The following is a 23016-nucleotide window of genomic DNA, read 5'->3' on the forward strand; positions in this document are numbered from 1 at the left end:
TTGGCTACAGTTTGTCGAGTGGGCTGACATAAGGTCTTACTCAGCCATGATCTGGTTATAGCGCTTTTGATAGTCAGCATAGGGGAGTGCCTGCTCTTTGAGCAGATCAAGCTGTTGCTGCTGGTAAGCCTCTTTTGTCAGCGGCGATCTGCCGGCAACAGAGTTCGAACCTTTGGCTCCCTTCAGTCCGGCCGCGCCCTTTGGAAATAACTGATTAGTCATTTCGGTTATCTTTTTCTCGGCATCGATAAATTTATCGATTACGCGACCGCCACCCCAGCGTGAATCATACTCAGCCTGACCGACCTGCTGACCAAATTGATAAACGCGAATATCGGCGTAACTCATGTAGATCGCCATATCCCAGCTCCAGGTCCCGATATAAGTCGTTGTCAAAGGGCAACTGGATGGGCTGCTGCCCGGCGGGATTTGTCGTGTATGGAAGCCTTTCTCGGTCAGCAATCTTACGTAGGTTGTATTGAACCCCTCGCGCAGGCCATCGGCGGGAATCATGCAGATTTCCGGCGCCAGGTCCGGAGACAGCTCGACGGGAGTCACTGTTTGCTTGATGGTGCAACCAGACGCAAATACTGCTGATGCCAGAATCAGGGGGGTGTAAAGGGTGCGCATGGCGACCTCCTTGTCATGAGTTGGGCGGCGAAGGTATCACGGCTCGTGTAAGTTCACTCGTCCCGACTATGGAGAGGTCGATTTGCGCTTTTATTGACGGTTCGCCGCGGCCTTGAGTCTTTAAGGCTCTACCGAGCGTTGCGAGTGTTTGGCGAACTCATTGTGTCCGCCCCGACCGTATCACCAGCATCCCATGCACCTTCAAGGAAAGTCGGACCAGGAAGATGAATGCACGAATGTTCTAGACTCACCTTTTGACGTCAGCGATAACCAATCGCTTTCATCGATTCTGGTGTTTTATGCCTTCCACACACTGGATAGACCTCGCTCGCGACCTTGATACAGGTATCGAGACGCTGCACGCGCACTTTCAGGGGCATGCTTATGATCCCCATTGGCATGACAGCTATCTGGTGGGCGTTACCCGGCAAGGTGTGCAGCAGTTCAATTGCCGCCGTCAGCGCCATGCCAGCACGCCCGGGCAGGTGTTCACATTGGAGCCGGGGGAAATTCATGATGGCAATGCCCCGTGCGCCGAAGGGTTCACTTATCAGATGCTGTACCTGGACCCGCATTGGCTGAGCCGGGAGCTCAGTGGGTTGTTCGAACAGGCTCCCGACCAGCATCTGCCTTCTTTCGCCAACACCCTGCAAACCGAATCACGGCTGGCTCACGCGGTCACGTTCGCTTTCACGGCGCTGCATCAAAAAGAACTACGCATCGTTCGTCAAAGCGCGTTGGATGAATTACTGGCTCAGCTCATTGATCGGGTGCAATGGCGACGCATGACCGATCCCGATCCGCGCTTGCCGCAAGTGGCCTTGCGGGCGAGGGATTATCTGCACGCGCATCTGCATCAGGACGTGGGCATGAACGAGTTGGCAGCTGTTTGTGGCGTTGACCGCTTTCGCCTGACGCGGGCGTTCAAGGCCGCCTTCAGCCTGCCGCCTCATGCATATCTGGTACAGCTGCGCCTGGCCAAGGCTCGTCGAATGCTGGCAGCCGGAATCTGGCCCGCTCAGGTGGCCAGCGATCTGGGCTTCGCTGACCAAAGCCATCTGGGCCGCTGGTTCATGCGCGCCTACGGACTGAGCCCGGCGGCCTATCGCTTGCGCTGCTCAAACCTTCCAGACTGATCCCGTGGTATGTCGCAGCATGGGCTTTTTCAGCCCTGGATTGCCGATCATGCTGCCTTTCATACTGTTCGCCTTCGTCGCCTCGATCACCCCCGGCCCCACCAACATCCTGGTATTAAGCAACAGTGCCCGCTTCGGCTGGCGCGCCGTTGTACCGTTGATTCTGGGAGCCTGCACCGGCGCTGCACTGTTGGTGTTGCTCGTCGGCATGGGTGTCGGCCACTCACTGCTCGCGATCCCCAATGCTCAGCGCGTCATGGCATGGGTCGGCGTGCTGTGGCTGACCTGGCTGGCCTGGAAGATAGGTGCCAGCCCGACCGACTCAATCGAGCGGCAAAACAGCCTGCCGATGGGCTTTATCGGTGGCGCAGCACTGCAAATAGTAAATCCCAAGACCTGGGTCATGGCGCTGGCGGTGGTCAGTGTATTCAGCCAGCGCAACCCGGTGTCTTACCTGGCGCTGGTGTTCTTTCTGATTTCCTTGCCCTGCCTCGGCAGCTGGGCGCTGATGGGCGCAGGCTCGACCCGCTGGCTCACATCGCCTTGGCGAGTGCAGTGGATGAATCGAGTGCTGGCGGTTTTATTGCTGCTGGCGGCGTGGATCGGTTTTATGGACAGTGTCTGAACGTGTGCGGCATGGGTTGGCAGCAGGCACGCGAGGAGTCGGCTTCATTTCAAATCAAAGGCTGCTCTTGTCGAGCAACTCGACTATTTGCTTGTGACGTGAGTTTTGCTCTTCAACTTGCTGGTTTGCTCTGCGGTCGTCATCTCTTTTCACCGCAGAGCTTATATGGCGTCAGATTATTCCGGAGCTTGCGCGCCGCTGGTCCTGGACAGCTCAGCAGGTCGTGTTGCCGCATTGAAGAAAGCCAAGTGATAGGCCAGGCCGACGAACACCGCGCCGCCCACCGCGTTACCCAAAAATACCGGGACGAAGTTGTCGCCGAACTGCGCCCAGCTCAAGGCGCCGGCAAAGATCGCTGCAGGAATGACGAACATATTGGCGACGATGTGCTGAAAGCCGATCGCGACGAATGCCATCACCGGAAACCACATGCCGACTACTTTACCGATCACGTCCTTGCTCGCGTAGCTGAGCCACACCGCCAGGCACACCAGCCAATTGCAGCCAATGCCGGAGATGAACGCCTGTTCAAAGCTGGCCCCCACCTTGGCATTGGCGATGGCCACGGTCTTGGCCATGAAGGCGCCTTCAGTCAGCCCCACCACATGGCCGAAACAATAGGCGACGAACAGCGCGCCGATCAGGTTGGCCAGCGTCACCAGTACCCAGTTGCGCACCAACTGACCCAGACCGATACGCCCGGCGAACAGCGCCATGGGCAGGCTCATCATGTTGCCGGTCAGCAACTCGCCACCGGCCAGCACCACCAGAATCAGCCCGACCGGAAACACCACAGCGCCCAGCAGATTGCCCAGCGACGCCCACTCGTGAGGGATCATGGTGCTGACATGAATGTCGAGAAGAAACCCGAGGGCAATGAAAGCCCCTGCCAGAAAGCCCAGGATCATCAACGACGGCAGGCTCAGGTGGGCCTTCTTGACGCCGCTTTCGACGGCAATTTCAGCGATTTGCTGCGGGGTGTTCAAAGACATGGTGGGCTCGTGCGTGGTCGTGGGCTGAGCGGGGGGATTAAAAGCTCAAGCGGTGCGCGCATCTGTCGCACCGGGAAACAACGTTACGGAATGTTTCGGGAGATGGCTAATCGGATGTTTTGATCGGGTGATTGAGAGGGTCGATGACTGGGGAGGATACTGTGGGGGGAGTGGGCTTATAGTGGTTTGGTCGGCATGTTTGTAGTGGGTCAACTAAACCCGATCACTGAGTTGTCAGCGACCGAGCCATCTTGGAAACGCTGACTCAAGCGCTCAAGCCAGCGGATTCTGACGCAACGGTAGGCAACGGAACAAGGCGCCAAGGCTTCTGTAAGACGTTTACTCGTTTCGCAACACGATCCTGTTTTTTACTTCATCCGGCTTGGTATTGCCCGGCATCACCCCATAACTATCCCTGTCTCCATAAACCGCAAGGACAGACCATGACCAACCCAACCGAAACCGCCATCCTTGCCGGCGGCTGCTTCTGGGGCATGCAAGATTTATTGCGACGCTACCCCGGCGTGCTGCATACGCGAGTCGGCTACACCGGTGGTGACGTACCGAACGCCACCTACCGCAACCACGGCAATCATGCCGAAGCGATTGAGATCGTGTTTGACCCGGCGGTGATCAGCTACCGGCAGATTCTTGAGTTCTTTTTCCAGATCCATGACCCGAGCACCCCTAACCGGCAGAGCAATGATCTTGGGCCAAGCTATCGTTCGGCGATTTACTACCTGAGCGAACAGCAAAGGGATATTGCCGAAGATACCGCGGCGGACGTGGACGCCTCCAAGCTGTGGCCGGGGCGTGTGGTCACGCAAATCGAGCCCGCCAGCGAGTTCTGGGAGGCGGAGCCGGAGCATCAGGATTATCTGGAGCGGATACCGAACGGTTATACCTGCCACTTCATCCGGCCAAACTGGAAGTTGCCCAAGCGGGCTTGAACCTGAATTGCATCGGGAAAGGCCGCGATAGGGGGAGAGCGCAAAAGCTGGCCTGCCCCTGTCATGCAGGCAACTGTAGTGGTAATCAGACACTTCTATCTGGCGATATTCTCGCCTGAATGAGTGTCTGGAATTACTAGACCACTACAAGGCTGCATCTGAGAGGACCTCACCAGAAACACAAAAGCCGCGCAATGCGCGGCTTTGAGTATGGTGGGCCCACACGGACTCGAACCGTGGACCAAAGGATTATGAGTCCTCTGCTCTAACCAACTGAGCTATGGGCCCTCAGTAGGTCGCGGATTATAACGGCGGTTTCGCGGCTGTGCTATCCGAAAAGTCCGAAAGATTCATAAGAAGAAATCGCTCGCGGAATTCTTCGGCGTCGAGGGGCAGGCTGACAATGTAGCCCTGGATCTGTTCGCAGCCTTCGCTGGTCAGAAATTGCTGCTGTTCGCTGTTCTCCACGCCCTCGGCGATCACGGTCAGTTGCAGGCTGCGCCCCAGGGCAATGATGGCGCGGACGATGGCGGCGTCGTGGGTGTCTTCCGGCAGGCCGCGGACGAAGGACTGGTCGATCTTGAGGATGTCCAGTGGCAGGCGTTTGAGGTAGCTCAGTGAGGAGTAGCCGGTGCCGAAGTCGTCGATTGCCAGTTGCACGCCGAGTGTTTTCAATTGGTGCAGCACGGCCAGCGCTTCCTGGGTCTGGCTCATGATGAAGTTTTCGGTGATTTCCAGTTGCAGGCAGCCGGGTTCGAGGCCGTTGTCCGTGAGCAGTTGTTCGATGCGTTCGAGCAGGTTGGTCTGGCGCAGTTGCGCGCCTGCCAGGTTCACCGACAACGGGCCGAACGGCTGGCAGGCCTTGCGCCATACACCCATCTGGCGGCAGGCCTGCTCCAGCACCCAGTCGCCGATCTGCAGGATCATGCCGTTTTCTTCCGCCAGGGGAATGAAGTGCTCGGGCGGCACATCGCCAAAGGTCGGGTGGTTCCAGCGGATCAGGGCTTCTGCGCCTGCCAGTGTGTGGGTCGTCAGGTTGATTTTGGGCTGGTAGGCCAACGTCAGTTGATTGCGCTCCAGGGCTCTTCTCAGCTCCTGCTCGAGGGCGATGCGCTCGCTGGCCTGGTCACTGAGGTCGCAGGTATAGCTTTCGACCCGGTTGCGGCCTTTTGCCTTGGAGCGGTACATCGCCGCGTCGGCATTTTTGACCAGCGTGGCTACGTCTGAGCCGTCGGTGGGGAACACGCAGCTGCCGATGCTGGGGCTGATGTAGAGCTCATGTTCGCCAGCCTCGAAGGGCGTGTTGAAGCAGGCCAGTAATTTATTGGCGATGGCTTGTGCGTCACTGGCTTGCAGCAGGCCGGGTAGCAGAACGATGAACTCGTCGCCGCCCAGGCGTGCGACGGTGTCGATGTCGCGCAGGGTTTCCTTGAGCCGGTGTGCGATGCCTTTCAGCAGCAGGTCGCCGACCGGGTGGCCCAGGCTGTCATTGATGTGCTTGAAGCGATCCAGATCGAGGAACAGGACTGCGCCGAGGCTGCCGGATTCTTCGCTGTGCAGCAGGGCGGCTTGAAGCCGGTTCTCGAACAGTGTCCGGTTGGGCAGGCCAGTGAGCGGATCATGATGGGCCTGATAGTCGAGGCGCGCCTGTGCGTGTTTGAGGCTGGAGATGTCGGCGAACACGGCGACGAAGTGGGTCAGGAGGTTGTCCTTGTTGCGCACGGCACTGATGGTCAGCCAGCTCGGGTAAAGCTCGCCGTTCTTGCGGCGGTTGCTGATTTCACCCTGCCAGTGGCCCTCGGCCGCCAGTTGGTGCCACATCGCGGCGTAGAACGCGCTGTCGTGTTGGCCAGAGGCAAGCAGGCGAGGGGTCTTGCCGATGGCTTCACTTTCGCTGTAGCCAGTGATTTCCGTGAATGCACGGTTGACGGCGCTGATGGTCTGGTCGGTATTGGTGATGAGCACTCCTTCGGCAGTGCTCTCGAAAACGGTGGCCGCCAGATGGAGTTTCTCCTGCATTTGCCTGCTTTCGGTGATATCCCGGGTAGTCGTCAGCAGACAGTCTTCACCGGCAATGATGACGGGTTGAGATGACAGCTCGCACAGTCGAACATCGCCATTGCTGTTACGAATCCGGACCCGCAGATCCCTGACAAAACCATGTTGTTTCATTTGCTCGATGAGTCTTGAGCGTTCGCTGAGGTCAACCCAGATGCCCAGGTCGAATGTCGAGTGGTCAAGGCAGTACTTTTCGCTATACCCGGTCAAGCGGCAGAACCCTTCGTTGACCTCCAGCAGCATACCGTCCTGCTGTCGGGTAATCGCCATCCCGTCAGGCGACGCATGAAAGGCTTTGGCGAACTTCTCTTCGGAAAGCTGCAATTGTTGCCGGGCCTGTTTGAGCTGGGTGATGTCACGCACTATCACCAGCACGGCAGGTATCGGGCTATGCTCGAACGGTTGGGCAGACATGAGCCCTGAAAAGGTTTCGCCGTTTTTGCGCCGAAAGGGTATCTCCAGATTATGGATATCGCCGGTCTGCAATTGCAGCAAGACTTTTGGGCCGATGCCTGGCACTGCCCACAGATTCAGTTCTGTCGGTGTCTTACCAATTACTTCATCAAGGGGGATGCCTGTTCGCTCTACGAACGCCTCGTTGGCATCCATGATGTGCCCGTCAGCAAGGCTGACGATAAGCATGGCATCCGGGCATTGAGCGAAGATCGAGGCGAATTTTCCTTCGGACAGGCATGACGCTTCCCGGTCACTTTTGTTGATTACTCCACGCATATGCGGCTTACGTCCGTGTCTGACTATCGCTGATGATGGTGTGGCGTAACCCTGTAACTTCAATGATCCAAGGCTTGATTTGAAGAGCGCTGTTGTCTGGTGTGATACATAGTTGTAGGTCAATTTGTCAGGCGCTGCAATTAGACTGACGTCTGACCTCTTCTTGTTTTGGTCAATTGACGACTGGGCCTGCAAAGTTTGAATTTTCTTCTGCCCGGAAACGCAAAACCCCCGGCATGCCGGGGGTCTTGTTGACTCGCTGGTGCGATTACTCGTCGAGGAACGAGCGCAGGTGCTCGCTTCTTGTCGGGTGACGCAGCTTGCGCAGTGCCTTGGCTTCGATCTGACGAATCCGCTCGCGGGTTACGTCGAACTGCTTACCAACCTCTTCAAGGGTGTGGTCGGTATTCATATCGATGCCGAAACGCATGCGCAGAACCTTGGCTTCACGGGCAGTAAGGCCCGACAGCACTTCGCGTGTCGCTTCTTTCAGGCTTTCGACAGTGGCGACATCGATTGGCGACTGCATGGTCGAGTCTTCGATGAAGTCACCCAGGTGCGAATCTTCGTCGTCACCGATCGGGGTTTCCATGGAGATCGGCTCTTTCGCGATCTTCAATACCTTGCGGATTTTATCCTCAGGCATTTCCATGCGTTCACCCAGCTCTTCCGGGGTCGGTTCGCGACCCATTTCCTGCAACATCTGCCGGGAAATACGGTTGAGTTTGTTGATCGTCTCGATCATGTGCACCGGAATACGAATGGTGCGTGCCTGGTCGGCAATCGAGCGAGTGATCGCCTGACGGATCCACCAGGTGGCATAGGTCGAGAACTTGTAGCCACGACGGTATTCGAACTTGTCCACAGCCTTCATCAAGCCGATGTTGCCTTCCTGGATCAGATCGAGGAATTGCAGGCCACGGTTGGTGTACTTCTTGGCGATGGAGATCACCAGACGCAGGTTCGCTTCAACCATCTCTTTCTTCGCGCGGCGGGCCTTGGCCTCACCGATCGACATGCGACGGTTGATGTCCTTGATCTCGGCGATTTTCAGGCCGGTCTCTTCTTCCAGTGCGGACAGCTTCTGCTGGCAACGCTGGATGTCAGGCTGCAGGCGACCGATGGCTTCGGCGTATTTGCTCTTGCCCTTGGCCAGTGCGTCAGTCCAGCTTTCGTCAACTTCGTTGCCCGGGAACTGGCGCAGGAAGTCGGCGCGCGGCATACGTGCATCACGTACACACAGCTGCATGATGGCGCGTTCCTGGGCACGAAGACGCTCAAGGGCACCGCGTACACGCTCCACCAGACCTTCAAACTGTTTTGGAACCAGCTTGATCGGCATGAACAGTTCGGCCAGTGCAACCATTTCGGCAATGGCGTGCTTGTCGTCGCGACCAAATTTCTTCAGGGCCTTGCGGGTGATTTCCATTTGATCGGAAACCGCACCGAAGCGCTGCTGGGCGATGACCGGATCAGGACCGCTCTCGACTTCGTCTTCTTCGTCGCTGGCGTCTGCCGACTCTTCCTCGTCGTCATCGGCACCTTCGGCCTTGACGGCCTTGGGGTCGACAGGCGGCGGGACTTCGGCAGGCGGCGCAATGCCGTCGTCCGGGTCGATATAGCCACTCAGAACATCGGAAAGGCGACCGCCTTCACTGGTGACGCGTGTGTATTCGGAGAGAATGTGGTCAACCGTGCCTGGGAAGTGCGCGATTGCGCCCATCACTTCACGGATGCCTTCTTCGATACGTTTGGCGATTTCGATTTCGCCTTCACGGGTCAGAAGTTCAACGGTGCCCATTTCCCGCATGTACATACGAACAGGATCGGTGGTACGCCCGATGTCGGTTTCGACCGCTGCCAACGCTGCAGCCGCTTCTTCTGCGGCTGCCTCGTCGGTATCGGCGTCGGCCAGCATCAAGGCGTCCGCATCCGGAGCACTCTCGTGTACCGGGATCCCCATGTCGTTGATCATGCGGATGATGTCTTCCACCTGCTCGGGATCTGAAATATCCTCGGGCAAGTGGTCGTTGACCTCTGCGTAAGTCAGATACTTCTGCTCACGACCCAGGGTGATCAACTCTTTGATACGAGATTGCTGTTGCGCTTTTCCGGACATAACACCCTATCCACTGAAGGTCTTGGCGGGCAAAAAACAAGCCGAGGATTATACCCGAGCTATGACCTCACGCGCCAGTTGAGGTCGGGGTTTGTGCGGGAACATTGCGATTTAGCAGTTCCCTAAGCTGAATTTTCTCTTCTGCGCTCAGCTCGGTCTGCCGAGCCTTGCTGATCAGATGTTCCAGACTGCGCTCGCGTTGGCGAGCGGATAAGCTAGTTATAGTGTCGAAAAACTGTTGTTCAAGGTTGTCGGCCTCAATCAGCCATTCCTTTTCTGCCAGTGCGCGCAGCAAACGACCCTGCTCAGTCCCGTGCCATCGCGCTATCAACTGTAACGACCGAAGGTTCGGATTCTTTTGCCTGGCCTCGATAAGAGCGACCAGCAGTTGTGCGTTGGATTGGTCTTCTGCAGCGAAATGGCTGGCATTTTCGACCTTTTCCGCCAATTCGGGGTGATGCAGCAAGGTTCTCAGTGCGGCCTGCATGGGCGGCTCGACGGCGGTGGGTACACGCGGCGTTCGAGGTTCGAAGTCCTGGCGCTTGCCTTTTTTGCCCCAGGATTTGTTGTCCCATTTTTTTTGATTCGGACCGCCGGTTTTCTTCTGCGTCCATTCCTGTTGAGGCTCGTAACCGCCTTGTGGCTGGTAATCGGCAAAATCAGGCATGGCGTCGTAGTCGACATACGGGTCGTAACTCGGTGGCGCCTCTGCCGGCGCGCTCTGCACCAGCTGGCTGACGGCCTCGCCGGTCAGCCCGGTAATTTCGGTCAGGCGCTGACGCATCAGAATACGCAGGTTCGCGCCGGGCACCTTGTCGATCAATGGCGCCGCGAGGGTGGCCATGTGCGCCTTGCCCTCCAGCGAGCGCGGGTCGGACTCTTTGGTCAGTTGCTCGAAAAAATAATCGGCCAGCGGCTGCGCGTGCTGATTGATACGTGCCTTGAACGCATCTGTGCCCTCGGAGCGCACCAGTGTGTCCGGGTCTTCGCCCTCGGGAAGAAACAGAAAGCGCGCCCGGCGTCCGTCCTGCAGGTTCGACAGGGTCGCTTCCAGTGCCCGCCATGCAGCGTTACGCCCGGCCTGATCGCCGTCGAAGCAGAACAGCACGTTGGGCACGACCCTGAACAGGCGCTTCAAGTGCTCTTCGCTGGTCGCAGTACCCAGCGTGGCCACGGCATTGCGCAAGCCTTGCTGGGCCAGGGCGATGACGTCCATGTAGCCTTCGACGACGATGATTTCATCGAGGTTGCGATTGAATTTGCGCGCCTCGAACAGCCCGTACAGCTCCTGACCCTTGTGGAAAACCGGTGTTTCCGGGGAGTTCAGGTACTTGGGTTTGTCATCACCCAGTACGCGGCCGCCAAAGGCAATGACACGCCCGCGTGAATCTCGAATCGGAAACATCACCCGGTCGCGGAAGCGGTCGTAGCGTTTGCCGGTTTCGGCGTTCTCGATCAGCAGGCCGGCATCGATCATCACCTTTTGCTGCAATGAGTCGCTGCTCAGGTGCTTGTACAGGTTGTCCCAGCCGGGAGGGGCGAAGCCCAGGCCAAAGTCCCTGGCGATTTCGCCGGACAGCCCGCGGCCCTTGAGGTAATCCACCGCAGCCTTGCGTGACGGGTGGCTTTTCAGGGCCTGACGGTAGAACTCGGCTGCGGCGGTCAGCAGCGGGTAGAGCGGGGAATCGGTCGGTTGCCGGGGCTTCTGGCCTTTTAAGCTCTGTTCGCGAGGCACTTCCATGCCGGCGGCCTTGGCCAGGTCCTCGACGGCCTGGGGGAAGTCCAGGTTGTCGTGGTCCATGATGAAGCCGAGCGCGTTGCCACCTGCGCCGCAACCGAAACAGTAATAGAACTGTTTGTCCGGGCTGACGCTGAAAGACGGTGTTTTCTCTTTGTGGAACGGACAGCACGCGGTGTAATTCTTCCCGGCTTTCTTGAGCTGCACGCGCGAGCTGACAACATCGACTATATCGGTGCGGTTCAGAAGGTCGTCGATAAAGCTCTGGGGAATCAGCCCGGCCATGGCGTTCTCATCATTCAAGCGTGGTGCAAAAGTATCGGATGACTCTACGAGCGTTCCGTCAGCCTGTCAGCCGTCTTTTTGAAGACGTTGGCAATAAACGGGCACGTCTTTGTATTCGAAGGACGGTGTTGGCCTGAAAGGGATAAAGCTTGATCCCGCGAGTGGATCAGAAAGGCCGCAAGCTTCGTTGTCCACGAGAAGTGGTCAGAGCCTGAAGGCACGGAAGACGCTGCCTTGGCTGAGCTTCTTGCGAAGTCATCAAGGCATACTCGTCTGGTCATCGGTCGATGTGCTGCCCGAGTGGGCATGACCGATGTAGCCTGTGAACAGGCTGGACGTGCTTGACTGACATATCCGAGTCGCATCGGCGGCCTGGACAGGATCAATCAATAAAGCGAACGCAAAACAGCGAAGCTGTAACTGCCGACAGCCCGGCTGGTTGGCCGGGCAAGGCAGAAGCTTGCGACGAAGGTCTGTAAATTAATACAGACGAACGGCGCGGCGCTGTTCGCGCTGGACTTTCTTGGCGTGGCGTTTGACAGCAGCTGCTGCCTTGCGCTTACGCTCCGAAGTCGGCTTCTCGTAAAATTCGCGGCTACGAACTTCAGCCAGAACACCGGCTTTTTCGCAGGAGCGCTTGAAACGACGCAGAGCTACGTCGAAGGGTTCGTTCTCTTTAACTTTGACGGCTGGCATCCAGAGCTACCTTCATTCATTACCGGGGTCAACGCTCAGTGCAAACACTGCACAAAAGTACGTCGGTTTTTAAGGGTTGCGGATGTTAACCCCTCATTGAGAGGAATGCAAAGCCTCTGATCGAAAACCGCTGGTCGGCACCTCGGTCGGCGACTATTATGCGCGCCTTCAAATCTGCCCCCTACAAGGCGCAACCCCATGCTAGTACTGGGATTAGAAACCTCCTGCGACGAAACCGGCGTCGCATTGTACGACAGCGAACGCGGTTTGCTTGCGGACGCATTATTCAGCCAGATCGACCTGCATCGTGCCTATGGCGGTGTGGTGCCGGAGCTGGCTTCACGCGATCACGTCAAGCGCATGCTGCCCCTGATTCGCCAGACACTGGCCGAGGCGGACTGCGTGGCCACGGATATCGATGCCATTGCCTACACGGCCGGCCCTGGGTTGGTCGGCGCCTTGCTGGTCGGCGCTTCGTGCGCTCAGGCGCTGGCATTCGCCTGGGATATCCCGGCGCTGGGCGTGCATCACATGGAAGGTCATCTGCTGGCGCCGATGCTGGAAGAAAATCCGCCACAGTTCCCGTTCGTCGCCTTGCTGGTGTCCGGCGGTCATACGCAGCTGGTGCGCGTCGACGGCATCGGTCAGTACGAGCTGCTGGGCGAGACCCTGGATGATGCCGCAGGCGAGGCCTTCGACAAGACCGCGAAGATGATGGGCATGCAGTACCCCGGCGGCCCGGAGATTTCAAAGGCGGCCATGCAGGGCGTGGCAGGGCGCTTTGTCTTCCCTCGGCCGATGACTGATCGGCCCGGGCTGGAATTCAGCTTCAGCGGCCTGAAAACCTCAGCGCTCAATACCTGGCAGCAATGCCGGAACGCTGGAGACGACAGTGAGCAAACCCGCTGCGACATCGCTCTGGCCTTCCAGCAGGCGGTAGTGGAGACTTTGACCATCAAGTGCAAGCGCGCGCTCAAGCAGACCGGCCTCAAGAGCCTGGTGATTGCCGGTGGCGTGAGCGCCAACAAGGCACTGCGCGCCTCGCTGGAAAGCATGCTTGGCGACTTGCGCGGGCATGTCTATTACGCACGGCCCGAGTTTTGTACCGATAACGGCGCCATGATTGCGTTTGCCGGTTGTCAGCGTTTGCAGGCCGGACAGAAGGAAGATTTGAGCATCAGCGTGCAGGCGCGCTGGCCCATGGAGCAGTTGTCGGGGCTGTGACGGCAGGCGAGGCGGGTTGCGCCTCAGAAATGTCGTTCGCGCCCGGCGAGCAGGTCGCGTAGATTGCCGCGATGGCGCCAGACGATGAGCAGGGTCAACACGCTCATCGGCAGCAACGCATGAGGCTCCTGCCACGCCAGCAACGGCAGGGTCAGGGGTGTGGCGATCAGGGCTGCGAGCGAGCTGGTGCGGGTCAAGTACAGCGTCAGCAGCCAGGCGACTATCGCCAGGGCGGCGGCAGGCGGATACAGGCCCAGCAGCACACCGGCGGCGGTCGCTACGCCTTTGCCGCCGCGAAAGCGGAAGTACAACGGGAACAGATGGCCCAGCACCGCACACACGCCGATCCAGCCCTGCTGTGCGGTGTCCATGTTCCAGGCGCTGGCGATCAGGATCGGCACCAGGCCTTTGCAGAGGTCGCCGAACAGGGTCAGGATGGCGAGTTTTTTTCCGGCCAGACGCAGCATGTTGGTCGCGCCAGCATTGCCGGAGCCACTGGCGCGCGGGTCCGGCCTGCCGCTCAGGCGGCTGAGCAGAATGGCGAAGGACAGCGAGCCAAGCAGGTAGGCGAAGGTGGCCAGTAACCAAAACATGCGAACCATTCCGGGCGAGGATGCCCTGATTCTAACGGCGCATCGCGCCCTTGTCGTGCAGTGGAGAGTAGTGCTTGGACAGAGTTTTCATCGAGGGCCTTGAGGTCGATACGGTCATTGGCGCCTATGACTGGGAGCGCGGCATTCGTCAGTGCCTGCGTCTTGACCTCAGCTTCGCCTGGGACAATCGCCCCGCAGCTGCTGGGGACGATCTGAGCAAGGCTCTCGACTACGCCAGTGTTTCGACCCGTATTCAGGCGTTCGCCGAGCAGGCACAGTTCCAGCTGGTGGAGACCTTCGCCGAGCGACTGGCTGAAGTGCTGATGGGTGAATTCAATATTCCCTGGCTGCGCCTGAAACTGACCAAGCCCGGTGCTGTAGCGGCCGCTGCCGGTGTGGGCGTGGAGATCGAGCGCGGATGTCGCTGACGCGGATTTTCCTCGGCCTGGGGAGCAACATCGAGCGCGAACGCCACTTGGTAGCGGGGCTTGATGCGCTGGATGGCTTCCTGACCGACCTGAGCTGTTCGCCGGTTTTTGAGAGCCATGCCGTGGGTATCAAGAGCGGGCCGTTCTTCAACCTCGTGGTGTCGGCGCTGACCGATCTGCCCTTGATGGAACTGGATCGACGCCTGAAATTCATCGAAGCGGACAATGGCCGCTACGCCCCGGATCGCAAAGGGTTGCCGCTGGATATCGATGTGCTGCTGTATGGCGAGCAGGTCGGTAATTTCGACGGGTTGATTCTGCCGAGGGCGGAAATCTTAAAGAATGCCTTCGTGCTGCGCCCATTGGCGTTGATCGCCCCTGAACGTCTGCATCCTGGTGTAGGGATTGCCTTCAGCAAACTTTGGGCTGATGCGCAGATTGATCAGCAGCTTTGGCCGGTGGCGTTCGAGTGGCGCGGGCTGGCACTGACGCCTGAGGATTTGCTGCGTAGCTGAGCGTGTGTCCGAGCCTTCCCGCTCTAACGCTTCTCGTGCCAAGGCTGAAGATCGGACGCAGAGCGTCCAGGGCTGCGCTACCACGCGGAGCGTGGGAGCGATAACCGTGCACAAGAGCCTGTCAGGCGATGTGCTCAGCCTTGTAGGTTTTCAGTGCCTTCAAACGCTCGTTTTTCAGCGCATCACCCAGTTCCTTGCCCTTCAGACCCTTTTCCAGCAACGGCTGTACCGATACCGCGCGTGCGGCCTCGGCTGCGCCGCGCAGGTAACCGGCCTGTGGATAACTGCGTTGTTCAAAGCCGTGACGTCCTCGCGCGTCCATCTCGCACGCCGCAATGAACTCTTCAAAACGCTGCGGGCGGCGGTAGACGTCGAAGCTTTGCAGCAGCTCCAGCAGGGTCGAGGGTTTCAGCTCCAGCGCTCGGTGGCCGTGCGTGTGGTACTGGCCGACCAGCAGCGCCAGTTCCTGGCAGTCCCTGGGTACACGAAAACGCTCGTTCACCACTTTTATCAGGCGCAGGCCGGTGTGCTCATGGGCGATGTGCCTTGGCCATTCGGCTTCCGGCGTCAGCCCTTTGCCGAGGTCGTGCAGCAGGCAGGCCCAGCGCACCGTTAGCGGGTGTTTGTGGCGTGCGGACTGTTCGAGGACGCTGAGCACGTGTACACCGGTGTCTATTTCCGGATGATGCGCCGCCGGCTGCGGTACGCCAAACAACGCTTCGACCTCCGGCATCAGCTCCTTGAGCGCGCCGCAATCGTGCAGCACCTGAATGAACACCTGAGGCTGTTCCTCCATGAGTGCGCGAGAGATCTCTTTCCAGCTTCGCTCGGCAGTCAGCGCCTTGAGTTCGCCCGATTCACTGAGCTGTCGCATCAGCCCAAGGGTCTCGGTGGCAATGGTAAAACCGTAACCGGCGTAACGTGCGGCGAATCGGGCCACGCGCAAGACCCTGAGCGGATCTTCGGCGAATGCGGGGGAAACGTGACGCAATATCCGCGCTTCCAGGTCCTTCTGGCCGTTGTAGGGATCGGTTAAATTACCGTCCTTGTCTTCCGCCATGGCGTTGATCGTCAGGTCACGCCGAATCAAATCCTGCTCAAGCGTCACCTCGGGGCTGGCGTGGAAAACAAAGCCTCCGTAGCCCACGCCGCTCTTGCGCTCGGTGCGCGCCAGCGCGTATTCCTCATTGGTCAGCGGATGCAGAAACACCGGGAAATCTGTACCGACCGGACGATAGCCCTTGATCAGCATGTCCTCGGTACTTGCGCCGACCACGACCCAGTCGATGTCCGTGACAGGTTGACCCAGAAGACGGTCGCGTACAGCACCGCCCACTTTATAAATCTGCATAAAAAACCTCCGTAAGCGCGACAGGATAAACCTTGTGCCGTGCTTGCGGAGGCTAAAGCTGAATGAATAGGCGTTTTAAGCGCTATTGCCCTGGCGCTTAAAGGTGGACGACCGCCATATCAAGCCGGGGATATTCACTGTCGGCATGCTCGCCTTTCGGGGGGACGTGATGGGTTTTGACCACTTGATCGCCCTGCAAGGTTTCCAGGTGGATGTCAAAGCCCCACAGCCGGTGCAGGTGTTTGAGCACCTCGTCTGTCGATTCTCCGAGCGGTTTGCGATTGTGCTGTTGGTGGCGCAGGGTCAGCGAACGGTCGCCTCGGCGGTCGATGCTGTAGATCTGCACATTGGGCTCCCGATTGCCCAGGTTGTACTGCGCAGCAAGTATCTCGCGGATGGTTCGGTAGCCGTTTTCATCATGAATGGCGGGCACCAGCAAGTCATCCTGCTGGTCGTCGTCCATGATGCTGAACAGTTTCAGGTCGCGAATCACCTTGGGCGACAGGTACTGGAGGATGAAGCTCTCATCCTTGAAGCTGGTCATCGCAAACTTGATCGCCGTCAGCCAGTCGGTGCCGGCGATTTCCGGAAACCACTGCCGGTCTTCATCGGTAGGGTTTTCGCACATCCGGCGGATGTCCTGATACATGGCAAAGCCCAGCGCGTAGGGATTGATGCCGCTGTAGTAGGGGCTGTCAAAACCGGGCTGGAAAATCACGCTGGTGTGCGACTGCAGGAACTCCATCATGAAGCCGTCAGTGACCAGCCCTTCGTCGTACAGGTCATTCATCAGCGTGTAATGCCAGAACGTCGCCCAGCCTTCGTTCATCACCTGGGTCTGGCGCTGTGGATAGAAGTACTGCGCGATCTTGCGCACGATGCGCACCACTTCACGCTGCCAGGGCTCCAGCAGCGGGGCGTGTTTCTCGATGAAATAGAGAATGTTTTCCTGCGGCTCGGCCGGGAAGCGTGCATTGTCTTCCTTGCTGCTTTTGTCGGCATTTTTTGGGATCGTGCGCCAAAGATCGTTGATCTGCCGCTGAAGGTGCTCCTCACGGTCCTTCTGCCGACGGCGCTCCTCTTCGGCGGAAATCGGGTACGGGCGCTTGTAACGATCCACACCGTAGTTCATCAACGCATGGCAGGAGTCGAGCAAGTCCTCCACGGCATCGATGCCATGGCGTTCCTCGCACTGCATGATGTACTGCTTGGCGAACACCAGGTAATCGATGATCGAGCTGGCGTCGGTCCAGGTCCGAAACAGGTAGTTGCCCTTGAAGAAACTGTTGTGGCCATAGCACGCATGGGCCACGACCAGCGCCTGCATGCAGATGGTGTTTTCTTCCATCAGGTAGGCAATACACGGGTCCGAGTTGATGACGATCTCGTAGGCCAGGCCCATCTGGCCACGAGAATAGGATTTTTCCGTGCTGAGGAAGTGTTTGCCGTAGGACCAATGGTGATAGCCCAGCGGCATGCCCACCGAAGCATAGGCGTCCATCATCTGCTCGGCCGTGATCACTTCGATCTGGTTGGGGTAAGTATCCAGCGCATACCGCTCGGCAATCCTGCCGATTTCGCGGTCGTAGGCGCGGATCAGTTCGAATGTCCACTCTGACCCCGTGGAAAGGGGTTGGCGCTTCTGCTCTCTGGCGGTCATGACACTAACCTTCGCTGAAAGAGTTCGCGGAATACCGGATAGATATCACCGGCAGAGACCAGCTGTTGCTGGGCAAACGTGTCGGCAAAATCTTCACCGATGCGTTCGTATTCATACCACAAGGCCTGGTGCTCGCGCGGCGTGATTTCCACGTACGTGTAGTACTGCACGAAAGGCATGATCTGTTTGGTGAGAATTTCCCGGCAGATGGGCGAATCGTCGTTCCAGTTGTCGCCATCCGACGCCTGTGCCGCGTAGATATTCCAGTCACTGCTCGGGTAGCGTGCGGCCATGATTTCCTGCATCAGTTTCAAGGCGCTGGAAACGATGGTGCCGCCGGTTTCCCGGGAATAGAAAAATTCTTCCTCGTCCACTTCGCGGGCGCTGGTGTGGTGACGAATGAAGACCACATCGATCTTGTCGTAGTTACGTTTGAGGAACAGGTACAGCAGAATGAAAAAACGCTTGGCGATGTCCTTGGTCGCTTGGGTCATGGAGCCGGAGACGTCCATCAGGCAAAACATGACCGCTTTGGAGCTGGGGTTGGGTTGTTTGACCAGCAGGTTGTACTTGAGGTCGAAGGTGTCGAGGTAGGGCACACGACGGATGCGTGCTTTCAGTCGGTCGATCTCTACTTCCAGTTCCTGAATATCACCGAAGTTATCCGGCTCTTCACGCTTCATGCGCTCAAGCTCGGTAGTGGCCTCCCTGAGTTTCGCGCGACTGCTGCCGGACAGCGCGATGCGCCGTGCATGCGCCGAGCGCAGGGTACGGATGATGTTGATCCGCGAAGGATTGCCTTCGTTACTGATCCCGGCACGCACGGTCTTGAAGGTGTCGGTGCCGGTCAGGTTGCGCTTGACCAGGTTCGGCAGCTCAAGGTCTTCGAACATGAACTCGAGAAACTCCTCCTGAGTGATCTGAAACGAAAACTCATCCATCCCTTCGCCGGAATTGCCCGCCTTGCCGGGGCCCTTGCCGCCACCGCCGCCTTGAGGGCGGGCGATGTGCTCACCTGTGGTGAACTCCTTGTTGCCAGGATGAACAACGGTCTGTTTGCCGCCGCGACCGTGGTGCAGGACCGGTTCGTCGATGTCACGCCCGGGAATGCTGATCTGCTCGCCGTGTTCCATATCAGTGATGGAGCGACGGCTGACTGCTTCCTCCACTGCTTTCTTGATGTGGTCACGGTAACGCCGCAGAAACCGCTGCCGGTTTACCGTGCTCTTGTTCTTGCCGTTGAGACGTCGGTCGATCACATAGCTCATAGGCTCCTCCGGGGAGCTTCAAGTTGTAAGCATCAAGCTGCAGGCGAGCATGCGATCGATCCCGAGCCCGGGTCTCGATCGCTTTTCGCCTGCAGCTGATAGCTTGAAGCTTGCAGCTGCTTTACTGCGATTTCCGCACGCGCAGATACCATTCGGAAAGCAGACGTACCTGCTTGTCCGTGTAGCCCCTCTCGACCATTCGTGTCACGAAGTCGTTGTGCTTCTGCTGATCCTCTTTGCTGGCCTTGGCATTGAAGCTGATGACGGGCAGGAGATCCTCGGTGTTGGAGAACATTTTCTTCTCGATCACCACCCGCAGCTTCTCGTAGCTGAGCCAGGTCGGATTCTTGCCATTGTTGTTGGCGCGGGCACGCAGCACGAAGTTGACGATTTCGTTGCGGAAATCTTTCGGGTTGCTGATGCCAGCCGGTTTCTCGATCTTTTCCAGCTCCTCGTTCAAGGCGACGCGGTTGAGGATCTCGCCGGTTTCCGGATCGCGGTATTCCTGATCCTGAATCCAGAAGTCCGCATACAACACGTAGCGGTCGAAAATGTTCTGACCGTACTCGCTGTAGGATTCCAGATACGCCGTCTGGATTTCCTTGCCGATGAACTCGATATAGCGCGGTGCCAGGTATTCCTTGATAAAGCGCAGATAGCGTTCGCGCGTTTCGGCAGGGAATTGCTCCTGTTCGATCTGCTGTTCCAGTACGTAAAGCAGATGCACCGGGTTGGCCGCGATTTCGTGCGGATCGAAGTTGAAGACCTTGGACAGGATCTTGAACGCGAAGCGGGTCGACAGGCCATTCATGCCTTCGTCGACGCCCGCGCTGTCGCGGTATTCCTGAATCGACTTGGCTTTCGGGTCGGTGTCTTTCAGGTTCTCGCCGTCATACACGCGCATCTTGGAGTAGATGTTGGAGTTGTCCGGCTCCTTGAGGCGCGACAGTGTGGTGAACTGCGCGAGCATTTTCAGAGTGTCCGGCGCGCAATGCGCCTTGGACAGCGAACTGTTGAACAGCAGCTTGTCGTAAATCTTGATCTCGTCGCTGACACGCAGGCAGTACGGCACCTTCACGATGTAGATACGGTCGATGAAGGCTTCGTTGTTCTTGTTGTTGCGGAAGCTGTGCCATTCCGATTCGTTGGAGTGCGCCAGCAGGATACCGTTGAACGGGATCGCGCCCAGCCCTTCGGTACTGTTGTAGTTGCCTTCCTGGGTTGCGGTGAGCAGCGGGTGAAGGACCTTGATCGGCGCCTTGAACATCTCGACGAATTCCATCAGGCCCTGGTTGGCCCGGCACAGCGCGCCCGAGTAGCTATAGGCATCGGCGTCGTTCTGCGGGAATTCTTCCAGTTTGCGGATATCCACCTTGCCGACCAGCGCAGAGATGTCCTGGTTGTTTTCATCGCCGGGTTCGGTTTTCGCCACGGCAATCTGGTTGAGAATAGAAGGGTAGAGCTTCACGACCTTGAACTGGCTGATATCACCGCCGAATTCGGCCAGGCGTTTGGTTGCCCAAGGCGACATGATGGTGCTCAGGTAGCGTCGCGGAATCCCGAAGTCTTCTTCGAGAATCGCGCCGTCCTCGGTGGCGTTGAACAAGCCCAGGGGCGATTCGAAGACGGGCGAGCCCTTGATGGCGTAGAACGGTACTTTTTCGATCAGTTGCTTGAGTTTTTCCGCCAGGGACGATTTACCGCCGCCCACCGGGCCGAGCAGATACAGGATTTGCTTCTTCTCTTCCAGGCCTTGGGCGGCATGGCGGAAATACGAAACGATCTGGTCGATGCATTCTTCCATTCCGTGGAAGTCGGCAAAGGCCGGATAGCGGCGTATGACCTTGTTGGAGAAAATGCGCGACAGCCTGGAGTTGGTGGAGGTATCCACCAGTTCAGGTTCGCCTATAGCCAGCAGAAGGCGTTCTGCGGCAGAGGCATAGGCGCTGCGATCCTGTTTGCAGAGCTCCAGATACTCCTGTAGCGAGAGCTCTTCTTGCCTCGTGCTTTCGAAGCGTTGTTGGAAGTGGCTGAATATACTCATGACGTCACCTCGCTCGATACGTGGAGCCGGCGGCGGATCGTCAGTCGATGCTGGCAACAACCGTAGCACTACGGCTGCTGTTTCCCCCCAGAACACCTTAAAAGTAACTACCGATGACCCACGCGCCGGTGTACCGGCTCTCCCCTGAATACGGATGGCCTAGGCTAAGGATAGTTCGGATTCGGAAAGATAAAGAAGGGATGCGCGAGAAGAGGGGGTGACCGTTCGTCAGATGGCTCGCGAGCCCGCGTAGAACGCGGGATCAGCTGTCATAAAAATATTTTCTATCAGCCTTGCACGGTTTCTTGCGGGTAAGTGGCGCGCCACAGCTCGAAACCACCGTCAACGCTGTACACGTCGGAGAAACCCTGGCCGACCAGATAAGCTGCAGCGCTCTGGCTGGAGTTGCCGTGGTAACAGACGACCACCAACGGCTTGTCCAGGTCGGCCTCGCGGATGAAGTCGGCGATCGAGTGGTTGTCCAGATGCACGGAATCGGGAATGTGATTGCTCTGAAAAGCCTGTGGATCCCGAACATCGACCAGCACGGCGCCTTGCTCGCGCAGAGCCTGGGCCTGTTCAGGTGGGATACGTTTGAATTCAGTCATTGCCTGGGCTCCTGAGCCTGAGGTTACGAAAGGGGAGTAGCGCCGGGTTGCACGCGGGTAACAAGCCCGTCGGCGGCATTGCCGATAGCATCGCAATTGCACTGATGACGTTCAAGCGTATCGACATTAAGCAGCGTCATCGAGCCGCCCCAGACACATCCGCTGTCGAGGGCAAAGACGTCCGGTTCGTCGCAGCGACCTTCCAGTGCAGCCCAGTGGCCGAAAATGATTTTCACGTCTCGGGTCTTGCGGCTCTGATGGCTGAACCAGGGCGCGTAGCCAGGTATCGCGGTGCCGACCCCTTCCTTGCTCTTCAGGTCGAGCTTGCCGTCGCTGGTGCAGAAGCGCATGCGGGTGAAGTAGTTGGTGATGACCCGCAGACGCGTCACGCCTTGCAGGTCGTTGTCCCACTTGGCTGGTTCATTGCCGTACATGCCGTCGAGAAAGGCGTCGTACAACGTGTCGTCCTGCAGCGCATGCTCGACTTCGGCGGCGTGCTTCAAGGCCTTTTTCAGCGTCCACTGTGGCGCGATACCGGCATGCACCATGGCGACATTGCGTTCTGTGTCGTAATGCATGAGCTTCTGCCGACGTATCCAGCCAAGCAGGTCGTCACGGTCTGGCGCTTCAAGGATTTCAAGCAGCGTGTCGCCTTTCTTCAGCAGCTCTTTTTTACGGGCCACTGCCAGCAGGTGCAGGTCATGATTGCCGAGCACGCACACCAGCGATTCGCGGATGCTGTACAGATAGCGAAGCGTTTCCAGCGATTGCGGGCCACGATTGACGAGGTCGCCCACCAGCCAGAGGCGATCCTGCTCCGGGTTGAAGTGGACGTGCTCGAGCAGGCATTGCAGAGGCTCAAGGCAGCCTTGCAGGTCACCCACGGCGTACACTGCCATCAGTGCAGCGAGCCCGGAACGGCCAGACGGAAAGGCTCGATAACGGCATCGAAGCGTTTGCCGTCTTCGGCAAGCATCTGGTAGGTGCCCTGCATATTGCCGACTTTGGTGGTCATGACCGTACCACTGCTGTAGGTATGGCTTTGGCCGACCTTGATCAGTGGCTGCTGGCCAACCACGCCTTCGCCCCGTACTTCCTCGACATTGCCATCACCGTCGGTAATGACCCAGTGCCGCGACAGCAGCCGGGCAGGCAACTCGCCGTTGTTGTGCACGGTGATGGTGTAGGCGAAGGCGAAGCGGTTCTGCTCGGGTTGTGACTGTTCCGAGAGGAAGCGTGTGACGACGCTGACGTCGACCTTGTAACGAGAATCGGGCATGCAATAGGCCTTGAAATCCATAGCTGCGAAAAAGGGCGTGTGCGGCAGGTAGATCAGTCTAGGACAAGTAAGCGGAAAATGAAGA

20 protein-coding genes and 1 tRNA gene are annotated in these 23016 nt (G+C 58.2%); 6 read left to right on the plus strand and 15 right to left on the minus strand.

What is annotated here, in order from left to right:
- Positions 1 to 36 precede the first annotated feature (36 nt).
- The gene (locus BT119_RS23235; RefSeq protein ID WP_072366998.1) at positions 37 to 630 is read right to left on the minus strand and encodes an Sbal_3080 family lipoprotein; all 594 of its coding nucleotides are present in this window, start codon (positions 628 to 630) and stop codon (positions 37 to 39) included.
- A 299-nt stretch (positions 631 to 929) separates the two neighbouring features.
- Here BT119_RS23235 and BT119_RS23240 point away from each other — a divergent pair, with 299 nt between their 5' ends.
- Positions 930 to 1766 carry an AraC family transcriptional regulator gene (locus BT119_RS23240; protein WP_072366999.1) on the plus strand — a complete coding sequence of 279 codons (837 nt, stop codon included), beginning with the start codon at positions 930 to 932 and terminating at the stop codon, positions 1764 to 1766.
- A gap of 49 nt (positions 1767 to 1815) precedes the next feature.
- Positions 1816 to 2391, plus strand: a complete 576-nt coding sequence (locus tag BT119_RS23245) for a LysE family translocator (protein WP_003372373.1) — start codon at positions 1816 to 1818, stop codon at positions 2389 to 2391.
- A 176-nt stretch (positions 2392 to 2567) separates the two neighbouring features.
- Here BT119_RS23245 and BT119_RS23250 read toward each other — a convergent pair whose 3' ends face one another.
- A complete protein-coding gene (locus BT119_RS23250) occupies positions 2568 to 3383 on the minus strand; it encodes a formate/nitrite transporter family protein (protein ID WP_072367000.1) in 816 nt (271 codons plus the stop codon).
- A 443-nt stretch (positions 3384 to 3826) separates the two neighbouring features.
- On the opposite strand from BT119_RS23250, the gene msrA reads away from it, so the two are divergent.
- Positions 3827 to 4333, plus strand: coding sequence for a peptide-methionine (S)-S-oxide reductase MsrA (gene msrA / locus BT119_RS23255; protein ID WP_072367001.1), 507 nt, complete (start codon positions 3827 to 3829; stop codon positions 4331 to 4333).
- Between the two features lie 211 nt (positions 4334 to 4544).
- Here msrA and BT119_RS23260 read toward each other — a convergent pair.
- From BT119_RS23260 to rpsU, 5 genes are all read right to left on the minus strand, one after another.
- Positions 4545 to 4621: transfer RNA gene (locus BT119_RS23260), tRNA-Ile, on the minus strand.
- A 15-nt stretch (positions 4622 to 4636) separates the two neighbouring features.
- Positions 4637 to 7123: a sensor domain-containing protein gene (locus BT119_RS23265; RefSeq protein ID WP_072367002.1), complete on the minus strand. Its 2487-nt coding sequence runs from the start codon at positions 7121 to 7123 to the stop codon at positions 4637 to 4639.
- Between the two features lie 268 nt (positions 7124 to 7391).
- Positions 7392 to 9242, minus strand: coding sequence for an RNA polymerase sigma factor RpoD (gene rpoD / locus BT119_RS23270; RefSeq protein ID WP_003411788.1), 1851 nt, complete (start codon positions 9240 to 9242; stop codon positions 7392 to 7394).
- A 67-nt stretch (positions 9243 to 9309) separates the two neighbouring features.
- Positions 9310 to 11265, minus strand: a complete 1956-nt coding sequence (dnaG, locus tag BT119_RS23275; RefSeq protein ID WP_072367003.1) for a DNA primase — start codon at positions 11263 to 11265, stop codon at positions 9310 to 9312.
- Between the two features lie 480 nt (positions 11266 to 11745).
- Positions 11746 to 11961 (minus strand): 30S ribosomal protein S21, encoded by a 216-nt coding sequence (gene rpsU / locus BT119_RS23280; RefSeq protein ID WP_002551877.1) that lies wholly within the window; start codon positions 11959 to 11961, stop codon positions 11746 to 11748.
- 198 nt (positions 11962 to 12159) lie between these two features.
- On the opposite strand from rpsU, the gene tsaD reads away from it, so the two are divergent.
- Positions 12160 to 13185, plus strand: a complete 1026-nt coding sequence (gene tsaD / locus BT119_RS23285) for a tRNA (adenosine(37)-N6)-threonylcarbamoyltransferase complex transferase subunit TsaD (RefSeq protein ID WP_003372796.1) — start codon at positions 12160 to 12162, stop codon at positions 13183 to 13185.
- Positions 13186 to 13208: 23 nt separating this feature from the next.
- Here the strand turns inward: tsaD and plsY are convergent, their stop codons facing one another.
- Positions 13209 to 13778: a glycerol-3-phosphate 1-O-acyltransferase PlsY gene (gene plsY, locus BT119_RS23290; protein ID WP_024663250.1), complete on the minus strand. Its 570-nt coding sequence runs from the start codon at positions 13776 to 13778 to the stop codon at positions 13209 to 13211.
- Positions 13779 to 13852: 74 nt separating this feature from the next.
- Between plsY and folB the strand changes: the two genes are divergently transcribed.
- Both folB and folK read left to right on the plus strand, forming a co-directional pair.
- The gene (gene folB / locus BT119_RS23295) at positions 13853 to 14206 is read left to right on the plus strand and encodes a dihydroneopterin aldolase (protein WP_003316242.1); all 354 of its coding nucleotides are present in this window, start codon (positions 13853 to 13855) and stop codon (positions 14204 to 14206) included.
- Positions 14197 to 14721, plus strand: coding sequence for a 2-amino-4-hydroxy-6-hydroxymethyldihydropteridine diphosphokinase (folK, locus tag BT119_RS23300; protein WP_003351503.1), 525 nt, complete (start codon positions 14197 to 14199; stop codon positions 14719 to 14721). The genes folB and folK overlap by 10 nt, the downstream gene beginning before the upstream one ends.
- A gap of 121 nt (positions 14722 to 14842) precedes the next feature.
- Here folK and BT119_RS23305 read toward each other — a convergent pair whose 3' ends face one another.
- From BT119_RS23305 to apaG, 7 genes are all read right to left on the minus strand, one after another.
- Positions 14843 to 16072, minus strand: a complete 1230-nt coding sequence (locus tag BT119_RS23305) for a multifunctional CCA addition/repair protein (RefSeq protein ID WP_072367005.1) — start codon at positions 16070 to 16072, stop codon at positions 14843 to 14845.
- Between the two features lie 97 nt (positions 16073 to 16169).
- Positions 16170 to 17732, minus strand: a complete 1563-nt coding sequence (locus BT119_RS23310; RefSeq protein WP_003433256.1) for a SpoVR family protein — start codon at positions 17730 to 17732, stop codon at positions 16170 to 16172.
- Positions 17729 to 19000: a YeaH/YhbH family protein gene (locus tag BT119_RS23315; RefSeq protein ID WP_003433255.1), complete on the minus strand. Its 1272-nt coding sequence runs from the start codon at positions 18998 to 19000 to the stop codon at positions 17729 to 17731. Before BT119_RS23315 ends, BT119_RS23310 begins: the two co-directional genes overlap by 4 nt.
- A gap of 121 nt (positions 19001 to 19121) precedes the next feature.
- The gene (locus BT119_RS23320; protein WP_003372786.1) at positions 19122 to 21044 is read right to left on the minus strand and encodes a PrkA family serine protein kinase; all 1923 of its coding nucleotides are present in this window, start codon (positions 21042 to 21044) and stop codon (positions 19122 to 19124) included.
- A 287-nt stretch (positions 21045 to 21331) separates the two neighbouring features.
- Positions 21332 to 21652, minus strand: coding sequence for a thiosulfate sulfurtransferase GlpE (gene glpE / locus BT119_RS23325; RefSeq protein ID WP_003372784.1), 321 nt, complete (start codon positions 21650 to 21652; stop codon positions 21332 to 21334).
- Between the two features lie 23 nt (positions 21653 to 21675).
- On the minus strand, positions 21676 to 22551 hold the full coding sequence (locus tag BT119_RS23330) for a symmetrical bis(5'-nucleosyl)-tetraphosphatase (protein WP_003433250.1): 876 nt from the start codon (positions 22549 to 22551) through the stop codon (positions 21676 to 21678).
- On the minus strand, positions 22551 to 22931 hold the full coding sequence (gene apaG / locus BT119_RS23335; RefSeq protein WP_003316251.1) for a Co2+/Mg2+ efflux protein ApaG: 381 nt from the start codon (positions 22929 to 22931) through the stop codon (positions 22551 to 22553). Before apaG ends, BT119_RS23330 begins: the two co-directional genes overlap by 1 nt.
- Positions 22932 to 23016 lie beyond the last annotated feature (85 nt).

Origin of the sequence: Pseudomonas sp. NFACC10-1 (genome assembly GCF_900119195.1) — a bacterium.
GTDB classification, from domain to species: domain Bacteria; phylum Pseudomonadota; class Gammaproteobacteria; order Pseudomonadales; family Pseudomonadaceae; genus Aquipseudomonas; species Aquipseudomonas cerasi.